This is a genomic window from Leucobacter salsicius M1-8, assembly GCF_000350525.1.
In the GTDB taxonomy this organism is placed as follows: Bacteria; Actinomycetota; Actinomycetes; order Actinomycetales; family Microbacteriaceae; genus Leucobacter; species Leucobacter salsicius.
Genome location: NZ_AOCN01000016.1, coordinates 12,683 through 32,915, shown reverse-complemented (window position 1 = coordinate 32,915; position 20,233 = coordinate 12,683). Strand labels below are relative to the sequence as shown.

General features: G+C 64.7%; 13 protein-coding genes, 1 other RNA gene and 1 pseudogene. 4 read left to right on the top strand and 11 right to left on the bottom strand.

The window, feature by feature from the left end; translation table 11 throughout:
• Window positions 1-32 precede the first annotated feature (32 nt).
• On the top strand, window positions 33-2,015 hold the full coding sequence (gene acs / locus C795_RS0107195) for an acetate--CoA ligase (RefSeq protein WP_083879160.1): 1,983 nt from the start codon (window positions 33-35) through the stop codon (window positions 2,013-2,015).
• A gap of 71 nt (window positions 2,016-2,086) precedes the next feature.
• Here the strand turns inward: acs and C795_RS0107190 are convergent, their stop codons facing one another.
• Together C795_RS0107190 and C795_RS17200 are read right to left on the bottom strand one after the other, a co-directional pair.
• On the bottom strand, window positions 2,087-2,563 hold the full coding sequence (locus C795_RS0107190) for a RidA family protein (RefSeq protein WP_017793080.1): 477 nt from the start codon (window positions 2,561-2,563) through the stop codon (window positions 2,087-2,089).
• Between the two features lies 1 nt (window position 2,564).
• Window positions 2,565-2,732, bottom strand: a complete 168-nt coding sequence (locus tag C795_RS17200) for a DUF4177 domain-containing protein (protein WP_017793079.1) — start codon at window positions 2,730-2,732, stop codon at window positions 2,565-2,567.
• A gap of 113 nt (window positions 2,733-2,845) precedes the next feature.
• On the opposite strand from C795_RS17200, the gene C795_RS0107180 reads away from it, so the two are divergent.
• Together C795_RS0107180 and C795_RS0107175 are read left to right on the top strand one after the other, a co-directional pair.
• Entirely contained in the window at window positions 2,846-5,476 is a 2,631-nt protein-coding gene (locus C795_RS0107180) for a transglycosylase domain-containing protein (protein ID WP_083879159.1), read from the top strand.
• 3 nt (window positions 5,477-5,479) lie between these two features.
• Entirely contained in the window at window positions 5,480-6,406 is a 927-nt protein-coding gene (locus tag C795_RS0107175; protein ID WP_017793077.1) for a metallophosphoesterase, read from the top strand.
• Window positions 6,407-6,492: 86 nt separating this feature from the next.
• On the opposite strand, the gene C795_RS0107170 is transcribed toward C795_RS0107175, so the two are convergent.
• The 5 genes from C795_RS0107170 to C795_RS0107150 form a co-directional block, all read right to left on the bottom strand.
• Complete coding sequence (locus tag C795_RS0107170; protein WP_017793076.1) at window positions 6,493-7,554, bottom strand: aspartate-semialdehyde dehydrogenase; 1,062 nt, start codon at window positions 7,552-7,554, stop codon at window positions 6,493-6,495.
• 93 nt (window positions 7,555-7,647) lie between these two features.
• Window positions 7,648-8,925, bottom strand: coding sequence for an aspartate kinase (locus tag C795_RS0107165; RefSeq protein WP_017793075.1), 1,278 nt, complete (start codon window positions 8,923-8,925; stop codon window positions 7,648-7,650).
• 111 nt (window positions 8,926-9,036) lie between these two features.
• Window positions 9,037-9,633 (bottom strand): recombination mediator RecR, encoded by a 597-nt coding sequence (recR, locus tag C795_RS0107160; protein WP_026139514.1) that lies wholly within the window; start codon window positions 9,631-9,633, stop codon window positions 9,037-9,039.
• A 39-nt stretch (window positions 9,634-9,672) separates the two neighbouring features.
• Window positions 9,673-12,774 (bottom strand): DNA polymerase III subunit gamma and tau, encoded by a 3,102-nt coding sequence (locus tag C795_RS0107155; protein WP_026139513.1) that lies wholly within the window; start codon window positions 12,772-12,774, stop codon window positions 9,673-9,675.
• Between the two features lie 190 nt (window positions 12,775-12,964).
• Window positions 12,965-14,434 carry a phytoene desaturase family protein gene (locus tag C795_RS0107150; RefSeq protein WP_017793072.1) on the bottom strand — a complete coding sequence of 490 codons (1,470 nt, stop codon included), beginning with the start codon at window positions 14,432-14,434 and terminating at the stop codon, window positions 12,965-12,967.
• 511 nt (window positions 14,435-14,945) lie between these two features.
• Here C795_RS0107150 and C795_RS17540 point away from each other — a divergent pair.
• A pseudogene (locus C795_RS17540) lies at window positions 14,946-15,287 on the top strand (transposase); the annotation flags it as partial.
• A gap of 82 nt (window positions 15,288-15,369) precedes the next feature.
• Here the strand turns inward: C795_RS17540 and ffs are convergent.
• The 4 genes from ffs to C795_RS0107130 all read right to left on the bottom strand — a co-directional run bounded on the left by ffs (window position 15,370) and on the right by C795_RS0107130 (window position 20,171).
• Window positions 15,370-15,466, bottom strand: an RNA gene (gene ffs / locus C795_RS16870) — signal recognition particle sRNA small type.
• Between the two features lie 21 nt (window positions 15,467-15,487).
• The gene (locus C795_RS0107140; protein WP_017793070.1) at window positions 15,488-16,384 is read right to left on the bottom strand and encodes a hypothetical protein; all 897 of its coding nucleotides are present in this window, start codon (window positions 16,382-16,384) and stop codon (window positions 15,488-15,490) included.
• A gap of 68 nt (window positions 16,385-16,452) precedes the next feature.
• A complete protein-coding gene (locus C795_RS0107135; protein ID WP_017793069.1) occupies window positions 16,453-18,435 on the bottom strand; it encodes an ABC transporter ATP-binding protein in 1,983 nt (660 codons plus the stop codon).
• Complete coding sequence (locus C795_RS0107130) at window positions 18,435-20,171, bottom strand: ABC transporter ATP-binding protein (RefSeq protein ID WP_017793068.1); 1,737 nt, start codon at window positions 20,169-20,171, stop codon at window positions 18,435-18,437. The genes C795_RS0107135 and C795_RS0107130 overlap by 1 nt, the downstream gene beginning before the upstream one ends.
• Window positions 20,172-20,233: the final 62 nt, after the last annotated feature.

Genomic DNA, 20,233 nt, shown 5'->3' with positions numbered 1-20,233 from the left:
CACCAACACACCATGATCGGATAAGGGCGTCCATGACTGAGCATTTCGGAACCATTGAAAGTCATCCCGTGCACCACGCTGGTGCACCAGAAACCTACGCACCCTCGGCAGCGTTCAGGGAACAGGCCCGGATCAATGATCCCTCGGTCTACTGGCGCGCAGCCGAAGACCCCGAGAACTACTGGGCCGAGCAGGCACAGAATCTGCAATGGACGAAACCGTTCACCGAGATTCTCGACTGGAGCAACCCTCCGTTTGCAAAGTGGTTCGCCGACGGCGAGCTGAACGTCGCGTCCAACTGCCTCGACCGCCACGTGGCCGCCGGCCTCGGCGAGCGCGTCGCCATCCACTTCGAGGGCGAACCGGGCGACTCACGCTCGATCACCTATGCCGAGCTCACCCACGAGGTCAAGCGTGCGGCCAACATGCTCACGAGTCTCGGTGTCGAGGCCGGCGACCGCGTCGCCATCTACATGCCGATGATCCCCGAGACCATCATCTCGATGCTCGCGGTCGCACGCCTGGGCGCGGCCCACTCGGTCGTCTTCGGCGGCTTCAGCGCAGAAAGCCTGCGCGCCCGCATCGACGACGCCGAGGCCGAGCTGGTCATCACCTCCGACGGCGGATACCGCAAGAACCGCGTGTCATCACTGAAGCCCACGGTCGACGACGCACTCGCGCTGCACGGCGGCGGCAGCACCGTGCAGAAGGTGCTCGTCGTCGAGCGCACCAAGAACGACGTCACAATGGTGCCCGGCCGCGACCTGTGGTGGCACGAAGAGATCACCGCGTTTGACGGCGACCACGAGGCCCAGGGCTTCCCCGCCGAAAACCCGCTCTTCATCCTCTACACCTCGGGCACGACCGGCAAGCCCAAGGGCATCCTGCACACGTCGGGCGGCTACCTCACCCAGGTATCGACCACCCACAAGAACGTGTTCGATCTCAAGCCCGAGACCGACGTGTACTGGTGCACCGCCGATATCGGCTGGGTGACCGGCCACAGCTACGTGGTCTACGGCCCGCTCGCGAACGGCGCCACCCAGGTCATTTACGAGGGCACCCCCGAAACTCCCACCTGGGGTCGCTGGTGGGAGATCATTCAGAAGTACGGCGTCTCGATCTTCTACACCGCCCCCACCGCGATCCGGTCATTCATGAAGCTCGGGAGCGAGATCCCCGATCAGTACGACCTGTCGAGCATTCGCGTGCTCGGTTCGGTCGGCGAGCCCATCAACCCCGAGGCGTGGCGGTGGTACCGCGACGTGATCGGTGCCGGATCGGCTCCCATTGTCGACACGTGGTGGCAGACCGAAACGGGCGCGATCATGATCGCGCCGCTCCCCGGGCTCACGAACCTCAAGCCCGGCAGCGCGCAGGTGCCGCTGCCCGGCATCTCCGCAACCGTCGTCGACGACGAGGGGAACCCCGTCGGCAATGGCCGGGGCGGACTGCTGGTCATTCAGCGGCCGTGGCCTTCGATGGTGCGCACCATCTGGGGCGACGATCAGCGCTTCATCGACACCTACTGGGAAAAGTTTGGCGACCAGTACTTCGCCGGCGACGGCGCGCGCCTCGACGAAGACGGCGATGTCTGGCTGCTCGGTCGCGTCGACGATGTGATGAACGTTTCGGGTCACCGGCTGTCGACCGCCGAGATCGAGTCGGCGCTCGTGGAGCACTCCTCGATCGCCGAGGCCGCCGTCGTGGGTGCGAGCGACCCGACCACCGGCCAGGCGGTCGTGGCCTACTGCGTGCTGAAGGCGCAGCAGGAACTGCTGACCGACGACAACGCCGAGGCCGAGCTGAAGAAGCATGTGGCCGCGCAGATTGGCGCGATCGCTCGCCCCCGCAACATCTATGTGGTGGCGGAGCTGCCCAAGACCCGATCCGGCAAGATCGTTCGCCGCATTCTCAAGGACCTCGCAGAGGGCCGCGAGATTGGCGATGTGACAACGCTCGCCGACACGATGGTGATGTCCACTATTCAAGACAAGATCGCAGCACGCCAGTAGCGCATGCAGAGCAAAACGGCCGGCAGTGGATTGCTCCGCTGCCGGCCGTTTCGTGTGTTCGGGGCGACCGACTAGTCGGTGACCTTGAACATGAATTCAATCTCGACGGGGGCGTCGAGCGGCAGGACCGCGACGCCGACGGCCGAACGCACGTGGATGCCCATGTCGCCAAACACGCGACCGAGAAATACCGAGGCGCCGTTGGCTACCGCGGGCTGGCCCGTGAACGAGGGGTCAGAGGCGACGAATGCCGTCACCTTGACGACCTGCGAGATCTTCTCGAGCGAGCCGAGTAGGCCGCGAGCGGCTGCAAGTCCGTTCAACGCGCACAGGCGAGCCATCTCTTCAGCGTCCTCGAGTGACACGAGGCCTTCGCTGTCGCCGACCTTGCCCGTGAGGGGCAGCTTGCCGTCAACAAATGGGAGCTGTCCGCTCGTGTATACGTAGTTGCCCTCGCGCACTGCGGGCACGTAGGCAGCGACAGGTGCCGCAACTTCGGGTACGACGTACCCCAGTTCAGCGATCCGCTCATCAATCACAGACGACATTTCAGGCCTTCCTCTTCAGATATGCAACATTGCCACCGGCAGGTCCTTCGATGATCTGCACGAGTTCCCATCCTTGGGCGCCCCAATTATTGAGGATTTGGGCCTCGTTATGCAGCAGAAGCGGGGTCACAAAGTACTCCCACTTGGGCGTTTCGCTGGTATCGCTCACGTGCAGATCTCCCTGATTTGTCTCGGTACCGGTATGGATAGGCGACGCAATTTTGACCCTTTGCACAGGGCCTGAGTGCTGTTTTGCCAGCAACGTCACCTAGTGTTGATTCTATGACCCGTCAGACACCCCCGTCTTCACGTGTGCGTTCAGTGAAGCCGCGCACCGCTGGTGGAGCCCTCGGTGGCATTCTCGGAGCCCTCGCAATGAGCCTCATTGCTGGCGTTCTTGTCACTGCAGCGGTCACCCCGGTCGTCGCTATTAGCGGCGTTACCGCCAACACTGCGATCGATATTTTCGAGAAGCTTCCGAACCACCTCAACCCCGGTCGTCTCGCCGAGCCCTCGACGCTCTACGCGAAGGCCTCCGATGGCTCAGAGGTAAAGCTCGCCGACTTCTACGATCAGGACCGCGAGACGGTCGGCTGGGATGAGATCTCCCAGTACGTGAAGGACGCAGCCGTAGCCGAGGAGGATCCGCGCTTCTACACCCACGGTGGTGTCGACGTGCTGGCGACCGCCCGTGCTGTGCTGCAGAACGCGGCCGGCCAGAACCTGTCGGGTGCCTCGACGATCACGATGCAGTACGTGCGTAACGTGCTCATTCAAGAGGCGATCGCGATTCCCGACAAGGAAGCGCAGAAGGCCGCCTACAAGCAGGCCATGGAGCAGACGACCGACCGCAAGCTCAAGGAGATGCGGTACGCGATCAGCATCGAGAAGCAGTATGCCAAGGACGACATTCTGCTCGGGTACCTCAACATCGCGCTGTTCGGTCGCCAGATCTACGGCATCCAGTCGGCCGCGCACTACTACTTCAACAAGGACGCCAAGGATCTGACGCTCGCAGAGTCGGCCAGCCTCGTGGCGATCGTGAACAACCCGGGCAAGCTGCAGATCGACGTCGAGGAAAACATCCCGGCGAACACTGAGCGCCGCAACAAAATCCTTGCCAGCATGCTGAACCACGGCAAGGTAACGCAGGCCCAGTACGATGAGGCCGTCGCGACCCCCGTCACGCCGCAGATCACGCCGCGCGAGGCCGGCTGCTTCCTCGCCGAGAAGAACTACGGCGTCGGCCACTTCTGCGACTACGTTCAGCGCTACATCAAGCAGGATGCGAGCTTTGGCGATACCCCCGAGGATCGCGAGTTCAACTTCAGCCGCGGTGGCTACAAGATCATGACGACGATCGATCTCGACATGCAGCGTGCCGGGCTCGAATCCATGCACGCAAACGTGCCCGCCTTGATGGACGGCATCAACGTCGGTGCTGCGACCACGAGCGTCGAGGTCGGCACCGGGCGCGTGCTCGCCATGCTGCAGAACCGGCCGTACAGCAACGCGCAGACCTTCCTGGATTCAAACCCGGCCTACACCGGCATCAATTACAACACCGACTTCGAGTACGGCGGCTCAAATGGCTTCCAGGTCGCCTCGACGTTCAAGGCGATCACGCTGGCCGAGTGGATTCGCACTGGGCATTCGGTGCGCGACATCGTGAACGTGAACGGCCGCAACGTCGCCGAGAACTCGTTCCGCGCATCATGCATGCCCGACGGCGTGTATGGCTGGGGCAGCTTCGACTTCACGAACGATAACAACGGCACGAAGGGCAACCAGCCCGTGCTCACCGCGATCGCGCGGTCGGTGAACGGCGGCCTCGTGTCGATGCAGCAGCAGATGGACCTCTGCGAGACGTTCGACACGGCCAAGAAGCTCGGCATTCACCGCGCCTCAAAGCAGACCAACGCGGATCTGCCAAACTACGGCACGACCGACCTCTCCATGGTGCCGTCGAACGTGTACGGTGGTATCGACGAAATCGCCCCCATCACCATGGCGTCGGCCTACGGCGCGTTCGCGGGCGACGGCACCGTGTGCACCCCCGTGCCGATCGATAGCATCGTCGATTCCGACGGCAAGGCCGTCAAGTTCACCAAGAGCAAGTGCTCCGAGGGCGTCTCCCCCGAGGTGGCTGCCGGCGTAGCGTATGCCCTGCAGTATGCGGTCACAAACGGCCTCGCCGATCACGCGGGATCCGCCTACGGTGTGCCGCACCTCGCGAAAACCGGCACGAGTGACGATGTCATCGACAACTGGACCGTGGGCGCGTCCACGCGCGTGGCGACCGCCACCTGGGTCGGCAATGCCGATCCCGTGCAGCTAGCCGACGGTACTTACGCTCGCGTATCAACTCAGTACTTCGGTAATCTCATGTACGCGGATCAGGCGCTCTGGCCCGCAGTCATGAACGTGGCCGACCAGAAGTACGGCGGCGAAGCGTTCCCCGAGCCCTCGGCAGCCGCGGTGAAGCAGACCCTGGTGACTGTGCCCGATGTGAAGGGCAAGTCGTTCGAGGAGGCTGTCTCGATGCTCACCGATGTCGGCTTTAACGTGTCTGACGGCGGCGAGGTTGACTCGTCAGTCTCGAAGGGTATGGTCGCGAGCACTAGCCCCGGGGCCGGTGAACAGATTGGAATGGGTGCCGGCATCTCGGTTTACCGCAGCAACGGCCAGGGTGCCAAGATTCCCGAGGGCCTCATCGGTGCGACCGGTGACGACGCCAAGTCCAAGCTGCGGGACGCCGGATTCGACAGCATCGGCTTCAAGTGTGAGGCTGACGGCAAGGCGAACCCCGACAAGGACAAGGTCGTGGCCGTCGACCCGGGCAGCGGCACTGAGACCCGCAAGAGCGCCAAGATCACGCTGACGCTCGCTTGCGACGCAAAGAAGGACGACTAACACATGGCGTCAGGCATGAAGCCCGCCGCGGTAGCTCTGGGAGCTGCCGCGGCGGGCGTCGCCGTTTGGTCGACTCTCATCGAACGGCAACTGTTTACCGTACGCCGGCATACCCTGCCGGTGCTCGCCCCGGGGGCAGCCCCGCTGCGGGTGCTGCAGCTGTCAGACCTGCATCTCGCGCCCTGGCAGGCGCGCAAGATCGACTGGGTGCGCTCGCTCGCAGCTCTTGCGCCGGATCTCGTCGTGCTGACTGGTGACCTGATGGGGCACATCCAGGCGCGTGGCGCGCTGCTCTACGCGCTCCAGCCGCTCATTGAGGCCGCGCCGACCGTGTTCGTGCACGGGTCCAACGACTACTACGGCCCGATCTTCAAGGATCCGGTGAAGTATCTGCTGGAGCCGAGCCGGATGGCGACGCGCACGCCCGACGTCGACAACCGGGCGCTTACGGATGGCCTCGAGGGCCTGGGGGCAATCAACATCAATAACGCGGCCACGGCGCTCACGCTGCGCGGCACCGACGTGCAGTTGCTGGGGCTCAACGACCCCCACATTCGCTATGACGACGTGAATCGCATGCGCGAGAGCCTCGCAGGCCTCGAGACGCTCCCCTCAGCGCCCCGTCCACTGCGCCTGGGCGTGCTTCATGCGCCCTACCAGGCTCCGCTCGGCGAACTGCTTGATGATGGCGCAGACGTGATTCTCGCGGGCCACACCCACGGCGGCCAGGTGCGACTGCCCGGAGTGGGCGCGCTCACCGCGAACTGCGACCTCCCGAACGCGCAGGCGCGCGGCTTGAGCGTCTGGTACGACGCCCACCGCGCGGCGTTCCTGAATGTGAGTGCCGGCCTCGGCAACTCGATCTATGCGCCCATACGCTTCGCGTGCCGGCCTGAGGCGAGCCTGCTCACGCTCGAGGCCACGAACTAGCGCCAGGGGCGCTCACTGCTTCTAGCAAACAAAAATCTCGGGCCGGATCAAGTTGATCCGGCCCGAGATTTTTGCGTGAGGAGTCCTTACGCCGCGAGCTTCTTCGCAGCGATCAGCTCGGCGATCTGCACCGTGTTGAGCGCTGCGCCCTTGCGCAGGTTATCGTTCGAGATGAAGAACGTCAGGCCGCGGCCTGCGGGAGCCGACTGATCCTCACGGATCCGGCCCACAAACGAGGGATCCTTGCCAGCGGCCTCGAGGGGCGTGGGTACGTCGCTCAGCTCGACGCCGGGAGCATTCGCAAGCACCTCGCGCGCGCGATCGGCCGAGATCGCGTTGGCGAACTCCGCGTTGATCGACAGCGAGTGACCGGTGAAGACGGGCACGCGCACGCAGGTGCCCGAGACCAGCAGCTCGGGCAGTTCGAGAATCTTACGGCTCTCGTTGCGCAGCTTCTTTTCTTCGTCCGTCTCACCCTGACCGTCTTCGACGATTGATCCGGCGAGCGGCAACACATCGAACGCGATGGTCTTCGTGTAGACCTCGGGCGCCGGGAAGTTGACGGCCGAGCCGTCGTGCACGAGGGCTTCGATGCCACCCGCCTCAACCGCGGCGATGGCCTGGCCCGCGAGCTCGCGCGCGCCCGCCAGGCCCGAGCCTGAAACAGCCTGGAACGTCGTGACAATGAGACGCTCAAGGCCAGCCTCGGAGTCGAGCGCCTTCATCACGGGCATTGCGGCCATCGTGGTGCAGTTCGGGTTGGCGATGATGCCCTTCTGGGCCTCGTCGATCGCGTGCGGGTTCACTTCGCTCACCACGAGCGGTACGGCCGGGTCGAGGCGCCAGGCGCTCGAGTTGTCGACGACGATCGCGCCCGCGTTTGCGAAGGCCTCGGCGTACTGCAGCGATGCGGCACCGCCAGCCGAGAACAGCACGATGTCGAGGCCCGACTTGTCGGCCGTCGCGATGTCTTCAACCGTGATCTGCTGGTCACCAAACTCGAGCGTGGTGCCGGCCGAGCGTGCGCTCGCGAAGAAACGAATGCTTGCAATTGGAAATTCGCGCTCGAGAAGGAGGCGGCGCATCACCGCGCCGACCTGGCCGGTGGCGCCGGCGATAGCGATCGAAAGACCCTGCTGTGCAGTCATCTAATGTGTTCCTGTTCTGTGTAGATACGCGCGAGCGCGCGGTACGAAGAAACGTACCGCGCGCCCACTGACAACGTGTGTGAGAAGTATGGGCTAGCGGCCGGTGCCCGCGTAGACGGTGGCGTCATGGTCTGCGTCGAGCCCGAACGCGGTGTGCAGCACCTGCACAGCCTTGTCCATCAGGTCGGCGCGGGTCACGACCGAAATACGAATCTCGGAGGTCGAGATCATTTCGATGTTGATGCCAGCCTCGAAGAGGGTGCGGAACAGCTTCGCCGAGACGCCGGAGTTGGTGCGCATACCTGCGCCCACGACCGCAACCTTGGCGATCTGGTCGTCGTACTGCAGCGCCTCAAACTCGAGCGCCTCGCGCTCAGCTTCGAGGGCGTCAATGACGCGCTTACCGTCGCCGAGGGGCAGCGTGAACGAGATGTCGGTGCGGTTCGTGTCGGCAGCCGACACGTTCTGCACGATCATGTCGATGTTCGCCTTCGTCTTCGCGACGATGTCGAAGATCTGCGCGGCCTTACCTGGGACATCTGGGACGCCGCCGACAGTAATCTTCGCCTCGCTCTTTTCAGCGGCGATACCAGTGATGATCGAGTCTTCCACTTGATCTCCCTTCGGGTGCCCCTTGGCGGGGTCGTAAACGATAGTGCCCTCTTCGCCGGAGAACGACGAGCGGACGTGCAGCACGACACCGTGCCTGCGGGCGTACTCAACCGCGCGCAGGTGCAGCACCTTCGCACCCGAAGCCGCGAGCTCGAGCATTTCCTCGGCCGTAATCGCGTCAATCTTACGAGCCTTGGCAACCACGCGCGGATCGGTGGTGAAGATGCCGTCAACGTCGGTGTAAATCTCGCACACGTCGGCGTTGAGCGCGGCCGCGAGCGCGACAGCGGTGGTGTCTGAACCGCCGCGGCCGAGCGTGGTGATGTCACGCGAGTCACGGTTGAAGCCCTGGAAGCCCGCAACGATGGCGACAGCGCCCTGGTCGAGCGCCTCGCGCACGCGGCCCGGCGTCACGTCAACGATCTTTGCGGCACCGTGCTCGGCGGTCGTAATCATGCCCGCCTGGCTGCCGGTGAAGGACAGCGCCTCGATGCCCATGCCTTTAATGGTCATGGCAAGCAGGGCCATTGAGATGCGCTCACCCGCGGTAAGCAGCATGTCGAGTTCTCGCGGGGCAGGGATTGGCGTGCACTCGGCCGCCAGATCCATCAGTTCATCGGTAGTGTCGCCCATGGCGCTCACCGCGACAACGACCTCGTTGCCCGCCCTGCGGGTCTCAACGATGCGCTTCGCGACGCGCTTAATACTTTCGGCGTCAGATACTGACGAACCCCCGAACTTCTGCACGATCAAAGCCACGCGGGTTCCTCCTCAAATTTCTACGCCAGCGTCCAGTCTAGCGAACCGCATTAGGGTCTATGCACATATGACCTTCGAGTTGCCTTCATGCAGGGCAACAATCAGCCGGCGCTACTCCACCTTGCGGCGGCCCTCAAAGGCGCGACCGAGGGTGACCTCGTCGGCAAATTCGAGGTCTCCGCCCACTGGCAGGCCCGACGCGAGGCGTGACACGGGCACTTCGATGGCCGTGAGCAAACGGGACAGGTAGGCCGCCGTCGCTTCGCCCTCAAGGTTCGGGTCGGTTGCGATGATGACCTCTTGGATCTCGGCGTCGCCGATCCGGCGCATGAGCGCAGGGATCGACAGATCGTCAGGCCCGATGCCGTCGATCGGGCTGATCGCGCCGCCGAGCACGTGGTAGAGCCCGCGAAACTGCCGTGTGCGCTCGATCGCGACGACGTCCTTGGACTCCTCGACCACGCAGATCAGAGTCTGGTCGCGGCGCGGGTCGCTGCAGATCGAGCAGCGCTCGCTCTCGGTGATGTTGCCGCACACCTCGCAAAAGCGCGCGCGTTCGCGCACCTCGGAGAGGAGTTCGGCGAGACGTGTCACGTCGAAGCTCTGCGTCTGCAGAATGTGAAACGCGATACGCTGGGCCGACTTCGGCCCGATGCCGGGGAGCCGACCGAACTCGTCGATCAGGTCTTGCACAATGCCGTCGTACACGGGCATCCCTTCGGTGGTGAGTGTTGCTGCTTCGTCGGGCTAGTCTTGCGGGTTCGCCGGAGCGATCGGCAGCTCCTCGACGAAGCGCGCGCCCAGCGTCTCGCGCACGACGGCTTCACCGTAGCGCGTGAACCGCGGCGATGCCGTGTTGGCCGCGGCTGGTGCTTGCGGAGTTTCTGGCTGCGGTGCTGCTTGCTGCGGCGCCGGATCGGCGGTCACCTGGGCCGGAGTCGGCGCGGGTGCCGGGGCAGCCGGTACTTCCGGTGATGCGGGCGCTGCCGGGGCGGCGGGTGCGAAATCGCGTGGCGCTGCCGTCGCATACGGGTCACCGTCTGCGTCATCGCTCGGTTCGCCCGCGTACGGATCGTTCGCATACGGGTCGTCAAACGCTGCAGGCGCGTGGGGCGCCGGGCGCTGCGGGGCTACCGGCGGTGTCGGTTCTGCGGGCACGGGCGGTGCCGGCTGCACTTCAGGTGTGGGTTCAGCCGGAGCAGGCTGGGACGACGCGTGAGTCTCCGTTGGAGTCTGCTGCGCCTCGGGCGCCGGGTCAGCGTCAGCCGTTGATCCTGAAACGTGTGCTGCAGGGCTGTCCTGAGCAGCGGCTGCTCCCTCGGGTTCCGCGACCTGTCGCGCCGGAGGAGCAGGGGCAACAGACACGGGAGCGGGAGCGGCCGGCGCAGGTGTCCCCGAGGTCACCGGGGCAGCGGCGGGCGCAGGCACCGTCGGAGGCGCGGACGATGTGGGTGCCGGCGCGGAAGCCGGTTCACGCACGGGATCCGCCCACGCAGGGGCGGCCAGTGCCGGGCCGAGCGCACTCAGCCGGGCGGCGGCGCGTTCGACGGGATCGCTACTGCTCGTCGACGCGTTGCCCCCCGGTTCAGGGTTCTGTGTTGCGGGTGACGCTAACGGGGCTCGGTGGGGCTCCTCTGCGGCGGGATCCGCCGACTCGCTGGGCTGTGCCGCGCCTGCTGGCGCGGTACCCGGCTGGATCGGGCGCGGTACGTACCTCACCGTAATACCAACGGCGGAGAGGATTGCCTCACGCAGGGGGCCTGCGCCAGCCGCCTTGAACGACTCGAGGTCTGAGCGAGACGTCATGCCCACGGTGAGCACATCACCCTCGAGCGAGAGCGGCTGCACCGACTTCACGGCGTTCCAAGCGTCGCGATTCTGCTCGAGAATCTCCTCGAGCAGGTCGGGCCACACCTCGAGCAGGTCGCTGAAGCCGCCGGCCAACTCGTCTTCCTGCTCAGCGTCTACGTCTGCGGCGCCGACCTCAGGGCTGGACACGGGGGCGCCTGGCTGCGTGCCAGCAGGCTGGCTCGGCGCAGGCTGGCTCGGTGCGGGCTGGCCGGGAGCTGCCGTCTGCTGCGCGGGGGCGGGCGCCGCCGCTGCGGGAGCCGGCTTCGTCGGCTCCGTGCCGATGCTCGCAATCTGTGCGGCGCTCAAAATGTCAGAGATGGGTCGGCCGAACCCGGCTGCGCCCTCGTTGGGGTGGGGTGCCGAACCGTCTACCGCCGGCCTTGCGGCTGCAGGCTGTGCAGGCTGTGGCTGAGGAGCCTGGACCGGCTGTGCCTGATCCGCCCGTGGTTGGGCAGGCTGCTGTTGTACCGGCTGAGCACCCGCCACATCCCCACGCAAGAAGTCGCGCACCGAAGCGGCGGTCTGGGCCGCGTTCGGCGTCGATGTGGGCTGGCCCGAGGTAGGCGCGGCAGCACCCGACGGCGCTACCGGAGCTTGTGCAACCGGAGGCTGTACAGCAGGAGCCTGCGTCACCGCACTACGTGCGGCGGCCAGTGCTGAGATCGGATCCACAGCGGCGGCCTGCGGCTGAACAGGGGTTTGTGCCTGAACGGGCGCTGCTGACGGAGCCTGTGCAAGCGGACGCTGCGGGTTCTGGAACCCGGGCTGCGACTGCTGCTGCGCCGGCTGCATCTGCTGCTGACGTTGCGCACCGGCCTGCGCAGAGTTCGCCATCTGCCCGGCCATCGGGTTTGCACCGGCTCCGAACCCGGCACCAGCACCAGCGCGCAATTCGTCGAGCGCGACGAGCGCACGAGCGATCATGAGCTCCAGTTGCAGCTTCGGGGCGGTCGCCCCCACCATGCGGTCCAGCGTCTCGCTTGTGACGTCGGCAATGCGCGACAGTTCACCCGAGCCGAAGTGCTGCGCCTGATCAAACATGCGCGTGAGCTGATCCTGCGGCACCCCGCGGAACACGGCGGCCGCGCCCTCAACGGTGGTGGCGCTCACGACAATAAGGTCGCGCAGCCGCTCTAGCAGGTCCTCGACGAACCGGCGCGGATCTTGCCCGGTCTGCACCACGCGGTCGGTGGCACGGAAGGCCGCGGCCGCGTCGTGAGCGCCAAACGCCGCAACTACCTCGTCGAGCAGCTCGCTGCCCGTGAAACCTAGGAGCCCGGCGGCACGGTCGGCTGTGACCAGGGTGCCCTCGGAGCCCGCGATCAGCTGATCAAGAATCGAGAGGGTGTCGCGCACGGACCCGCCGCCCGCGCGCACCACGAGTGGCAGCACGCCGGGTTCGACCTGCACGCCCTCGGAGTTACAGAGCTCCTGCACGTAGTCGATCAGGGTGCCCGGTGCGATCAACCGGAACGGGTAGTGGTGGGTACGCGAGCGAATCGTGCCGATGACCTTCTCGGGCTCGGTAGTCGCGAACACAAACTTCACGTGCGGCGGCGGCTCCTCCACGATCTTGAGCAGAGCGTTGAAGCCTGCCGAGGTCACCATGTGGGCCTCGTCAATGATGAAGATCTTGAAGCGGTCACGGGCGGGCGCGAACACGGCGCGCTCGCGCAGATCGCGGGCGTCGTCAACGCCACCGTGGCTCGCCGCGTCAATCTCGACGACGTCGAGCGATCCGCCGCCATCGCGGCTGAGCTCAATGCAGCTCGGGCACACGTTGCACGGGGTGTCGGTGGGCCCCTCAACACAGTTGAGGCAGCGCGCAAGGATACGGGCCGAGGTCGTCTTGCCGCAGCCACGCGGGCCGCTAAACAGGTACGCGTGCCCGACTCGGCCATTCCGAAGCGCCGTCATAAGCGGTTCAGTCACCTGAGACTGGCCGATCATCTCGGAAAAGGACTCTGGCCGATAACGGCGATACAGTGCGGCAACCACGGATCTATCGTACCTGCGGCCACCGACACCCGCGTGACTTATTCACAGGCCACTCCGTCTGGGGTCACACGCGACCCCCGTGACGCGCCTGACCGTGAAAATATGCGGGAAAGAATCCGCTTTACGATGCGTCTATAACGGATTCTTTCCCGCACATTTTCTCAGGCGACCCGTCCCACGCGCAGAACGCTTACAGGCCGAGATCCGGGGCGGGCAGCCCGTAGTCAGTGCGCAGCGACGCAAGCGCCGCGTACCACCCCGAGAGCCCGTGCACGCCAGGGCCCGGGGGCGTCGATGATGAGCACAGATAGAGCCCTTTGGTGGGAGTGCGCCAGGGCGTGGCCGACAGGGTGGGTCGCGCCACCAGTTGCGGCAGCGTCACGGCACCCGCGCTGAAGTCGCCGCCGTGATAATTGCGGTTGTAGCTCGCGAGCTCCGCGGCAGTCGTGGTCTTGACGGCCGTGATCCGATCCCGAAATCCCGGGGCGAAGCGCTCAATCTGGGCGATCACCCGCTCGGTGACATCGACCGTCGACCCCGCTGGGACGTGGGTATAGCTCCATACGGCGTTCTTGCTCGGGGCATTGCGATCCGGATCAAATCGCGTCGGCTGAGCGAGCAGCACATAGGGCCGCTCTGGGTGCGCGCCGCGTGCCACTGCGGCCTCGGCGCGGGCGGCTTCGGCCCGGGAGCCCCCGAGGTGCACCGTTGGGCTCTCGGCAACGCGTGGATCAGACCACGGAATCGGCCCGTCGAGCACAAAGTCAACCTTCGTTGCACCGTCGCCGTAGCGAAACCGGCGCAGCGCGCGCACATACCGTGCCGGCAGCCGCTCCCCCGCGATGTTCGCGAGACCGCGAGCCGAGGTGTCAAACAGCACGCTCGTGTACCCGTCGAGTTCGCGCACGTCGTCGATGGCGTGGCCCGTCTCGATGCGGCCCCCGTGCGCGATGAGGTCGCGTTCCATTGCCTCGGCAATGGAACGCGAGCCGCCGATAGGAACCGGCCAGCCGCGGTCGTGCCCGAGCGCGCCGAGCATCACGCCGACGGCTGAGGTCGCGAGGTTAGGCATCCGGCCGATGCTGTGGGCGGCGACGCCCGAGACCAGCGCCGGAGCGGCCTCCTCTGTGAAGCGCAGGTTCCAGAGCGGTGTGCCTTGTTCCAGAGTCGCGAGGCCGGTCACCAGAGCTGCGATCGGGTCTCTCGGAAAGCGCAGCATGCTGCCGCCAAACGCGAAGTCGATCGCGCCCTCCATACGGTGCAGGATCGGGGCGTACAGGCGGGCGTAGGCCTTGCCATCGCGGCCCAATTCCTCGGCGGTGCGGGCGAGATCGCGGTAGGCGATCGCGGCGCGGCCATCGGGGCTGCCGCCGTCTTTGTCGAGCGGGTTGGCGTAGGAGGCTGCGGGGATCGAGAAGCCGACGCGCTTCTCGAGCTCGAACGCTCTGAAGAATCCGGTGGCGAGCGCGGTGGGGTGAATGGCCGAGCACACGTCGTGCAACACTCCCGGCTCCACCACTTCGGCGGTACGGGTGCCGCCGCCGATCGTCTCTGCGGCTTCATAGACCGTGACTGGAACACCCGCCCGGGCCAGGGTGACCGCGGCTGCGAGTCCGTTGGGGCCAGACCCGACGATGGCGGTGCCGCGATTACCTGTCATGCCTTCGATCGTAGCGTCGGGCCCTGATTGGAGCGTCCCTCGCCCCCCGGAAAAGGAGAACGCCCGCCGGGTATGGTGGGGTGGGGACCGGCAGGCGTTCTTGGGGATCACAGCATCAAAACACTGTGGGCTTGAGGGCCGGGCTGCGCATTCACGTTGCCCCGCGTTGTCGTTCGAGCGAGTTGCTTTCGGACATATGCCAGTAAACCGAAGTTCCCTGCAGCGTGGCAACGGTCTCCGTAGTTGTCGCACTTCCACTGACAGGGTTGAGCTCTTCACGCGCGCAATCACGCAGCGGAACCCCCAACTACCCGCATTGTCGACGCAAAATACGCAGATCGCTGCACGGGGCCACGCACAGCGAAGGGGCGAGGCAGGCAGAGTTCCGCATAGTCGTGTAACACGCTGTGATCGAGCTCGTCTCTATCGACGCGAGCGCGGTCATCGTGTGATCCTTCGAGAAATCTCACTACTTCTCACTCGATTGGAACTATCTCGATGTCCGCTACAAATGCTTGTCGACCCTGACGAAACTCTTAGCGAAGCCCTCTCTGACGCATTGCCGGATTTGATGCGCAGCTTGCTACCGAGCATGATCAATGCGGTTCTGTCCTCGGACGCCGAGGCCGTGGTTGGTGCGAAATGGGGCACGTCCTGCCCCGACCGCACGGCGCAGCCCATTGGCTAGCTGCACTGCGATCTCGATACCCGGGTCGGAACGATCGATGTTTCGGCCCCAAAGCTGCGCCAGGGCACTTACCTTCCCAAATGGCTGATGGAGCACCACAAACGCGCGGAGACAGCAATGATCACCGTGATCGCGGTCTGGTACCTCGCGGCGATGCGGGCCCGTTCACGTTCGTCGCCGCCGAGTATCGTGAAGGGCTAGAAGCAATACCGTCCAGAAGTCGCTTCTAAGCCCCTTTTGTCCTATAGCAAAAGACCCCCCATGTACCCGGTAGAGCCTGGCTACCCTTGCTACGTTTCCGTCCTAGGGGAGTTCACCAAGATACCGCCACATGGGGGGCTCAATTAGTGTACCGGAACTACGGCCTACCGCGAATTCGAGACGCCGCGACCCGCCGCACACCAGGCGGCCAACCGCCGCTCCCCCTCGATCCGGCCCAGCTCCCATCGCGCGTCTGGCCGTGCGAGATACCAGCGCAGCGCGGTATACAGTGCGCTCACCGGCACCCGATACCCCGAGCCCGCGAGCATCTGCACGCGCTCGGGCACCGGGCCGAGAGTGAGCGTGATCCGGATCATCGGGGGAACCGGGCGGTCGTTGGCGGCGGGCAGAGTAGCGGCGATATCGATGCTACTGATCTGGGTCCACGGGATTTCGACGTCACGACCCGGCACGTTCACCGCCACTGCAGTTTCACCGAGCGCGACACCGCTCGGGCGGGCCCCGACGGTGCCATTGCGAATCTGGCGCCGGATCGCCAGGGACGCGATCCAGAGGAGCAATGCTGCCAGGACGCTCATGAACAGCGTGGCGAGTACCGGTCCGGCCGCGCTGACATCGGTGTTTACCTGCGGGATGACACCGAACGCTTGCAGCCCCGCATACACCGCGATACCCGTGCACACCAGGCCCGCGAGCGAGAACCCCAGAATCGTGGGAAGCCCCTGCGTGCTGGTTTGCGCCAGGTGCACCCAGGAGTCCGCAGTTGGCCGCTCGGCGCGCGTCAACACCGTCGCGTTGATGAGCCGAAACGAAGTCGTCGACCGAGGCCGCACCACGAACCCAAAGCTAAACAGCGCGAGCACCGCAAAGAAGCCCGCGCCCATTAGGGGGCCGACCACGGAATTTGTCTCGAGCGCTGAGGTTGTCTCGACCCTCGCAAGACCGTTGCCTGCCACCCACCCGGCGGCGATGAGGCAGCCGACCCCCACTACCAGCCACTTGATGCGGCTTCCGCGAGTCTCGCCCTCGGCGATACCCACCGGAAAGCTCTCCAGGTCACTCGCCTCGAGCGCGCGTCTCGACTGCCGTTCCCCCCATCACCTGTCCATTACTCGGCGGGCCCTTCCTCGTCCTCTTCAGTGGCCGCGAACTGGGCTTGATACAGCTCGTAGTAGGGCCCGTGCAGCGCAATCAGCTCGTCATGAGTGCCCTGCTCGACGATGTTGCCCGACTCCATCATGAGAATGGTGTCGGCATCACGAATCGTCGAGAGCCGGTGCGCGATCACAAACGAGGTGCGGTCTGCGCGCAGCGCTCGCATCGCCTGCTGCACGAGCACCTCGGTGCGGGTGTCCACTGACGAGGTGGCCTCATCGAGAATCAGTAGCGAGGGGTTCGCGATGAACGCGCGCGCGATCGTGAGCAGCTGACGCTCTCCGGCAGACAACGACGAACCGTTTTCGGAGATCACGGTGTCGTAGCCCTCGGGTAGCTGGCGCACGAATCGGTCGACCATCGTGGCCTGCGCGGCCGCGACCACCTCGTCGTCGCTCGCGTCGAGGCGGCCGTACCGAATATTCTCGCGGATCGTCCCCTCAAACAGCCAGGCATCCTGCAGCACCATACCCACGTGCCCGCGCAGCTCGGCCCGGCTCAGTTTGGTGATGTCGACGTTGTCGAGCAGAATGCGACCGCCATCGAGCTCATAGAACCGCATCACCAGGTTGACAAGGGTCGTCTTGCCCGCACCGGTCGGGCCAACGATCGCCACGGTGTGGCCGGGGCTCGCTTCGAGCGACAGATCGGCGATGAGGGGCTGCGCGGGATCGTAACTAAACGTGACGTTTTCAAACTCAACGTGGCCATCGGTGCGCTCGGGCAGGTGTTCGCTCACCTCGTCTGGATCCTGTTCGTCGGCGTCGAGCAGTTCAAACGTACGCTCGGCCGAGGCGACACCCGACTGCAGCATGTTTGCCATGCCCGCCATTTCGCCGATGGGCTGCGAGAACTCACGCGAGTACTGGATGAACGCGGTCACATCGCCCAGGGTGAGCTGGCCCGCGGTCACCCGCAATGCTCCCGCGACTGCGATCAGCACGTAGCTGAGGTACTGCACGAACTGCATGGCCGGCATGATGGTGCCCGACAGCGCCTGTGCTTTGTACGCCGACTGGAACAGGCCCTCGTTACGGCGGTCGAACTCCTCGGTCATCTCGACGTCGCGGTTGAAGATGCGAACGAGCTCGTGACCGGTGAACGACTCCTCGATGTGGCCGTTCAGGTCACCCGTGTGCTTCCACTGTGCGACGAACAACTTTTGGGCACGCACACCCACCACGCCGGCGATGATCGCCGACAGCGGCAGAGCGATGAGTGCGAGCAGCGCGAGCTGCCAAGACACGATGAACATCATCGCCGCGATACCAATGACCGTGAGCGCCGATTGCACGAGCTGCGAAAACGCTTGCTGCAGTGCCTGCTGAATATTGTCGACGTCATTCGTCACGCGCGAGAGCACGTCGCCGCGCTGGCGGCTATCGAAGTAGCCAAGCGGCAACCTGTTGATCTTCTCTTCAATGTCGCGTCGCAGCTTGTACACGATGCGCATGACGAGCTTGTTGAGCAGATACCCCTGCCACCACATCAGCATCGATGCCACGAGATACATCGCAAGGACCGCAAGGATCAGACGCGACAGTGAGCCAAAGTCGATGCCATCTCCGGGCACAACGTTGGCACCCGCAAGCATGTCGGCGTACTGCGAGTTGCCGTCGGCCCGGGCCTTATCTATCAACGTCTCGAGCGGCACGCCCTTCGGCAATCCCTTACCGAGGATACCGTTAAAGATGACGTCCATGGCCTCGCCGAGCACCCGAGGCGCGATGACCGTGAGCACCACGGATCCCACGACGAGCAGCACAACAAAGGAGAACAGCCACTTCTCGGGGGCGATCAGCCCCATCAGACGCTTCGCCGCGGGCCAGAAGTGCTTCGCCTTCTTAGCCGGCTGCCCACCCCAGTCTTCATTGTCGGGCTGGTAGTCGTCGGGGAGCTCGAACTCAGCGGTGTCTGTGGTCTCGTGCTTTGCCATTATGCGGCCTCCGCCTCGGTCAGCTGAGAGCTCACGATCTCGCGATACACCTCGTTGGATTCAAGCAGTTCTTGGTGGGTGCCGCGGCCGACAATCTGACCGGCCTCAACCACAAGGATCTGGTCGGCATCGACGATCGTTGACACGCGCTGTGCGACGACGATCACCGTCGCCCCAGCGGTCACCTCGGGGAGTGCCCGGCGCAACCGCGCGTCAGTCGCAACGTCAAGCGCAGAAAAGGAGTCGTCAAACAGGTAGACCCTCGGCTTAGCGACCAGTGCGCGGGCGATCGAGAGTCGCTGACGCTGACCCCCCGAGACGCTAGTACCGCCCTGGGACACCGGCTCATCGAGTTGCAGTTCCTTGTCGCGCACGAAGTCGTCGCCCTGCGCAACACGAAGGGCTTCCCACAGCTCAGCGTCAGTGGCATCCTTGCGGCCAAAGCGCAGGTTGGAGGCAATAGTGCCCGAGAACAGATAGGGGCGCTGCGGCACGAGACTGACCGAGCTCGCGAGCTGGGCGCGCGTGAGCTCGTGTATCGGGGCCCCATCGACGGTGATCGCACCAAACTGGGGGTCATAGAGGCGCAGCAGGAGATTCAGCAACACCGTCTTCCCAGCGCCCGTCGAGCCAATGATCGCGGTCGTCTGGCCGGGCTCCGCGACGAAATTCACGTTGCGCACGACGGGCTCTTCAGCGCCAGGGAACCCGAAGGTCACCCCCGAGAACTCCACGCGTCCCTCGCTGGGCGTCGATTGCGTAGCCTTGCGCGGGAAATCCAGGCTCGACTTCGTTTCGAGGAGCTCGCGAATGCGCTCGGAACACACGACAGCGCGGGGAATCATCATGGTCATGAACACACCCATCATGACCGCCATCAGAATTTGCAGCAGGTATTGCAGGAAGGCGGTCAGTGCACCGATCTCTACCTGACCCGCGTCCACGCGATGCCCACCAAACCACAGCACCGCAGCGGTGGCCATATGGAGCACCATCATGATCACTGGGAACATGAGCACGAAAATATTGCCGACCTTCACCGAAACATCGGTGATGTCGCGGTTGGCCACCTCATAGCGACCCTCTTCGAATCGCTCGCGCACAAAGGCACGCACGACGCGAATGCCCATGATCTGTTCGCGAAGCACCCCGTTGATGTTGTCAACACGATCCTGCATTTTGCGAAACAGCGGCAGTAGCAGCCAGACCAGAAAGCTCACGATCACAGCGAGCACCGCGACCGATACCCATACAAGCCACGACATTCCGGCGTCTTCGCGCAGCGCCATGATGATGCCGCCGATGGCCATGATCGGCGCGGTGACCATAAAGTTCAGGGTCATCATCACGAGCATCTGCACCTGCTGCACGTCATTGGTGCCGCGGGTGATGAGCGTGCCAGCCCCAAACTTGGTGGCTTCGAGCGTTGAGAGCGAATCGACTTTTCGGTACACCTCGCGGCGCAGATCGCGGCCGATGCCCATCGCGGCTCGAGCGCCGAAATAGACTGCAGCCACGGCCGCAATGACCTGTGCAAGGGAGATCGCGAGCATGACACCGCCGGTGTTCCAAATGAACGCGGTGTCGCCCTTGGCGATGCCCTTGTCAATAATCTGGGCGTTGAGGCTGGGGAGCCACAGCGCGGCGATGGTGGCCGCAAGCTGCAGCAGAACCACGAGCGCGATGAACACCCAATAGCGTTTTGCGTGTCGTAACACGAGGGTGATGAGTGCCACGAGGATCCTTTCGTAGGCTGCGAGCCCCCTGCGCCTCGTGAGCGCGGGATCGGCGCAGCCGA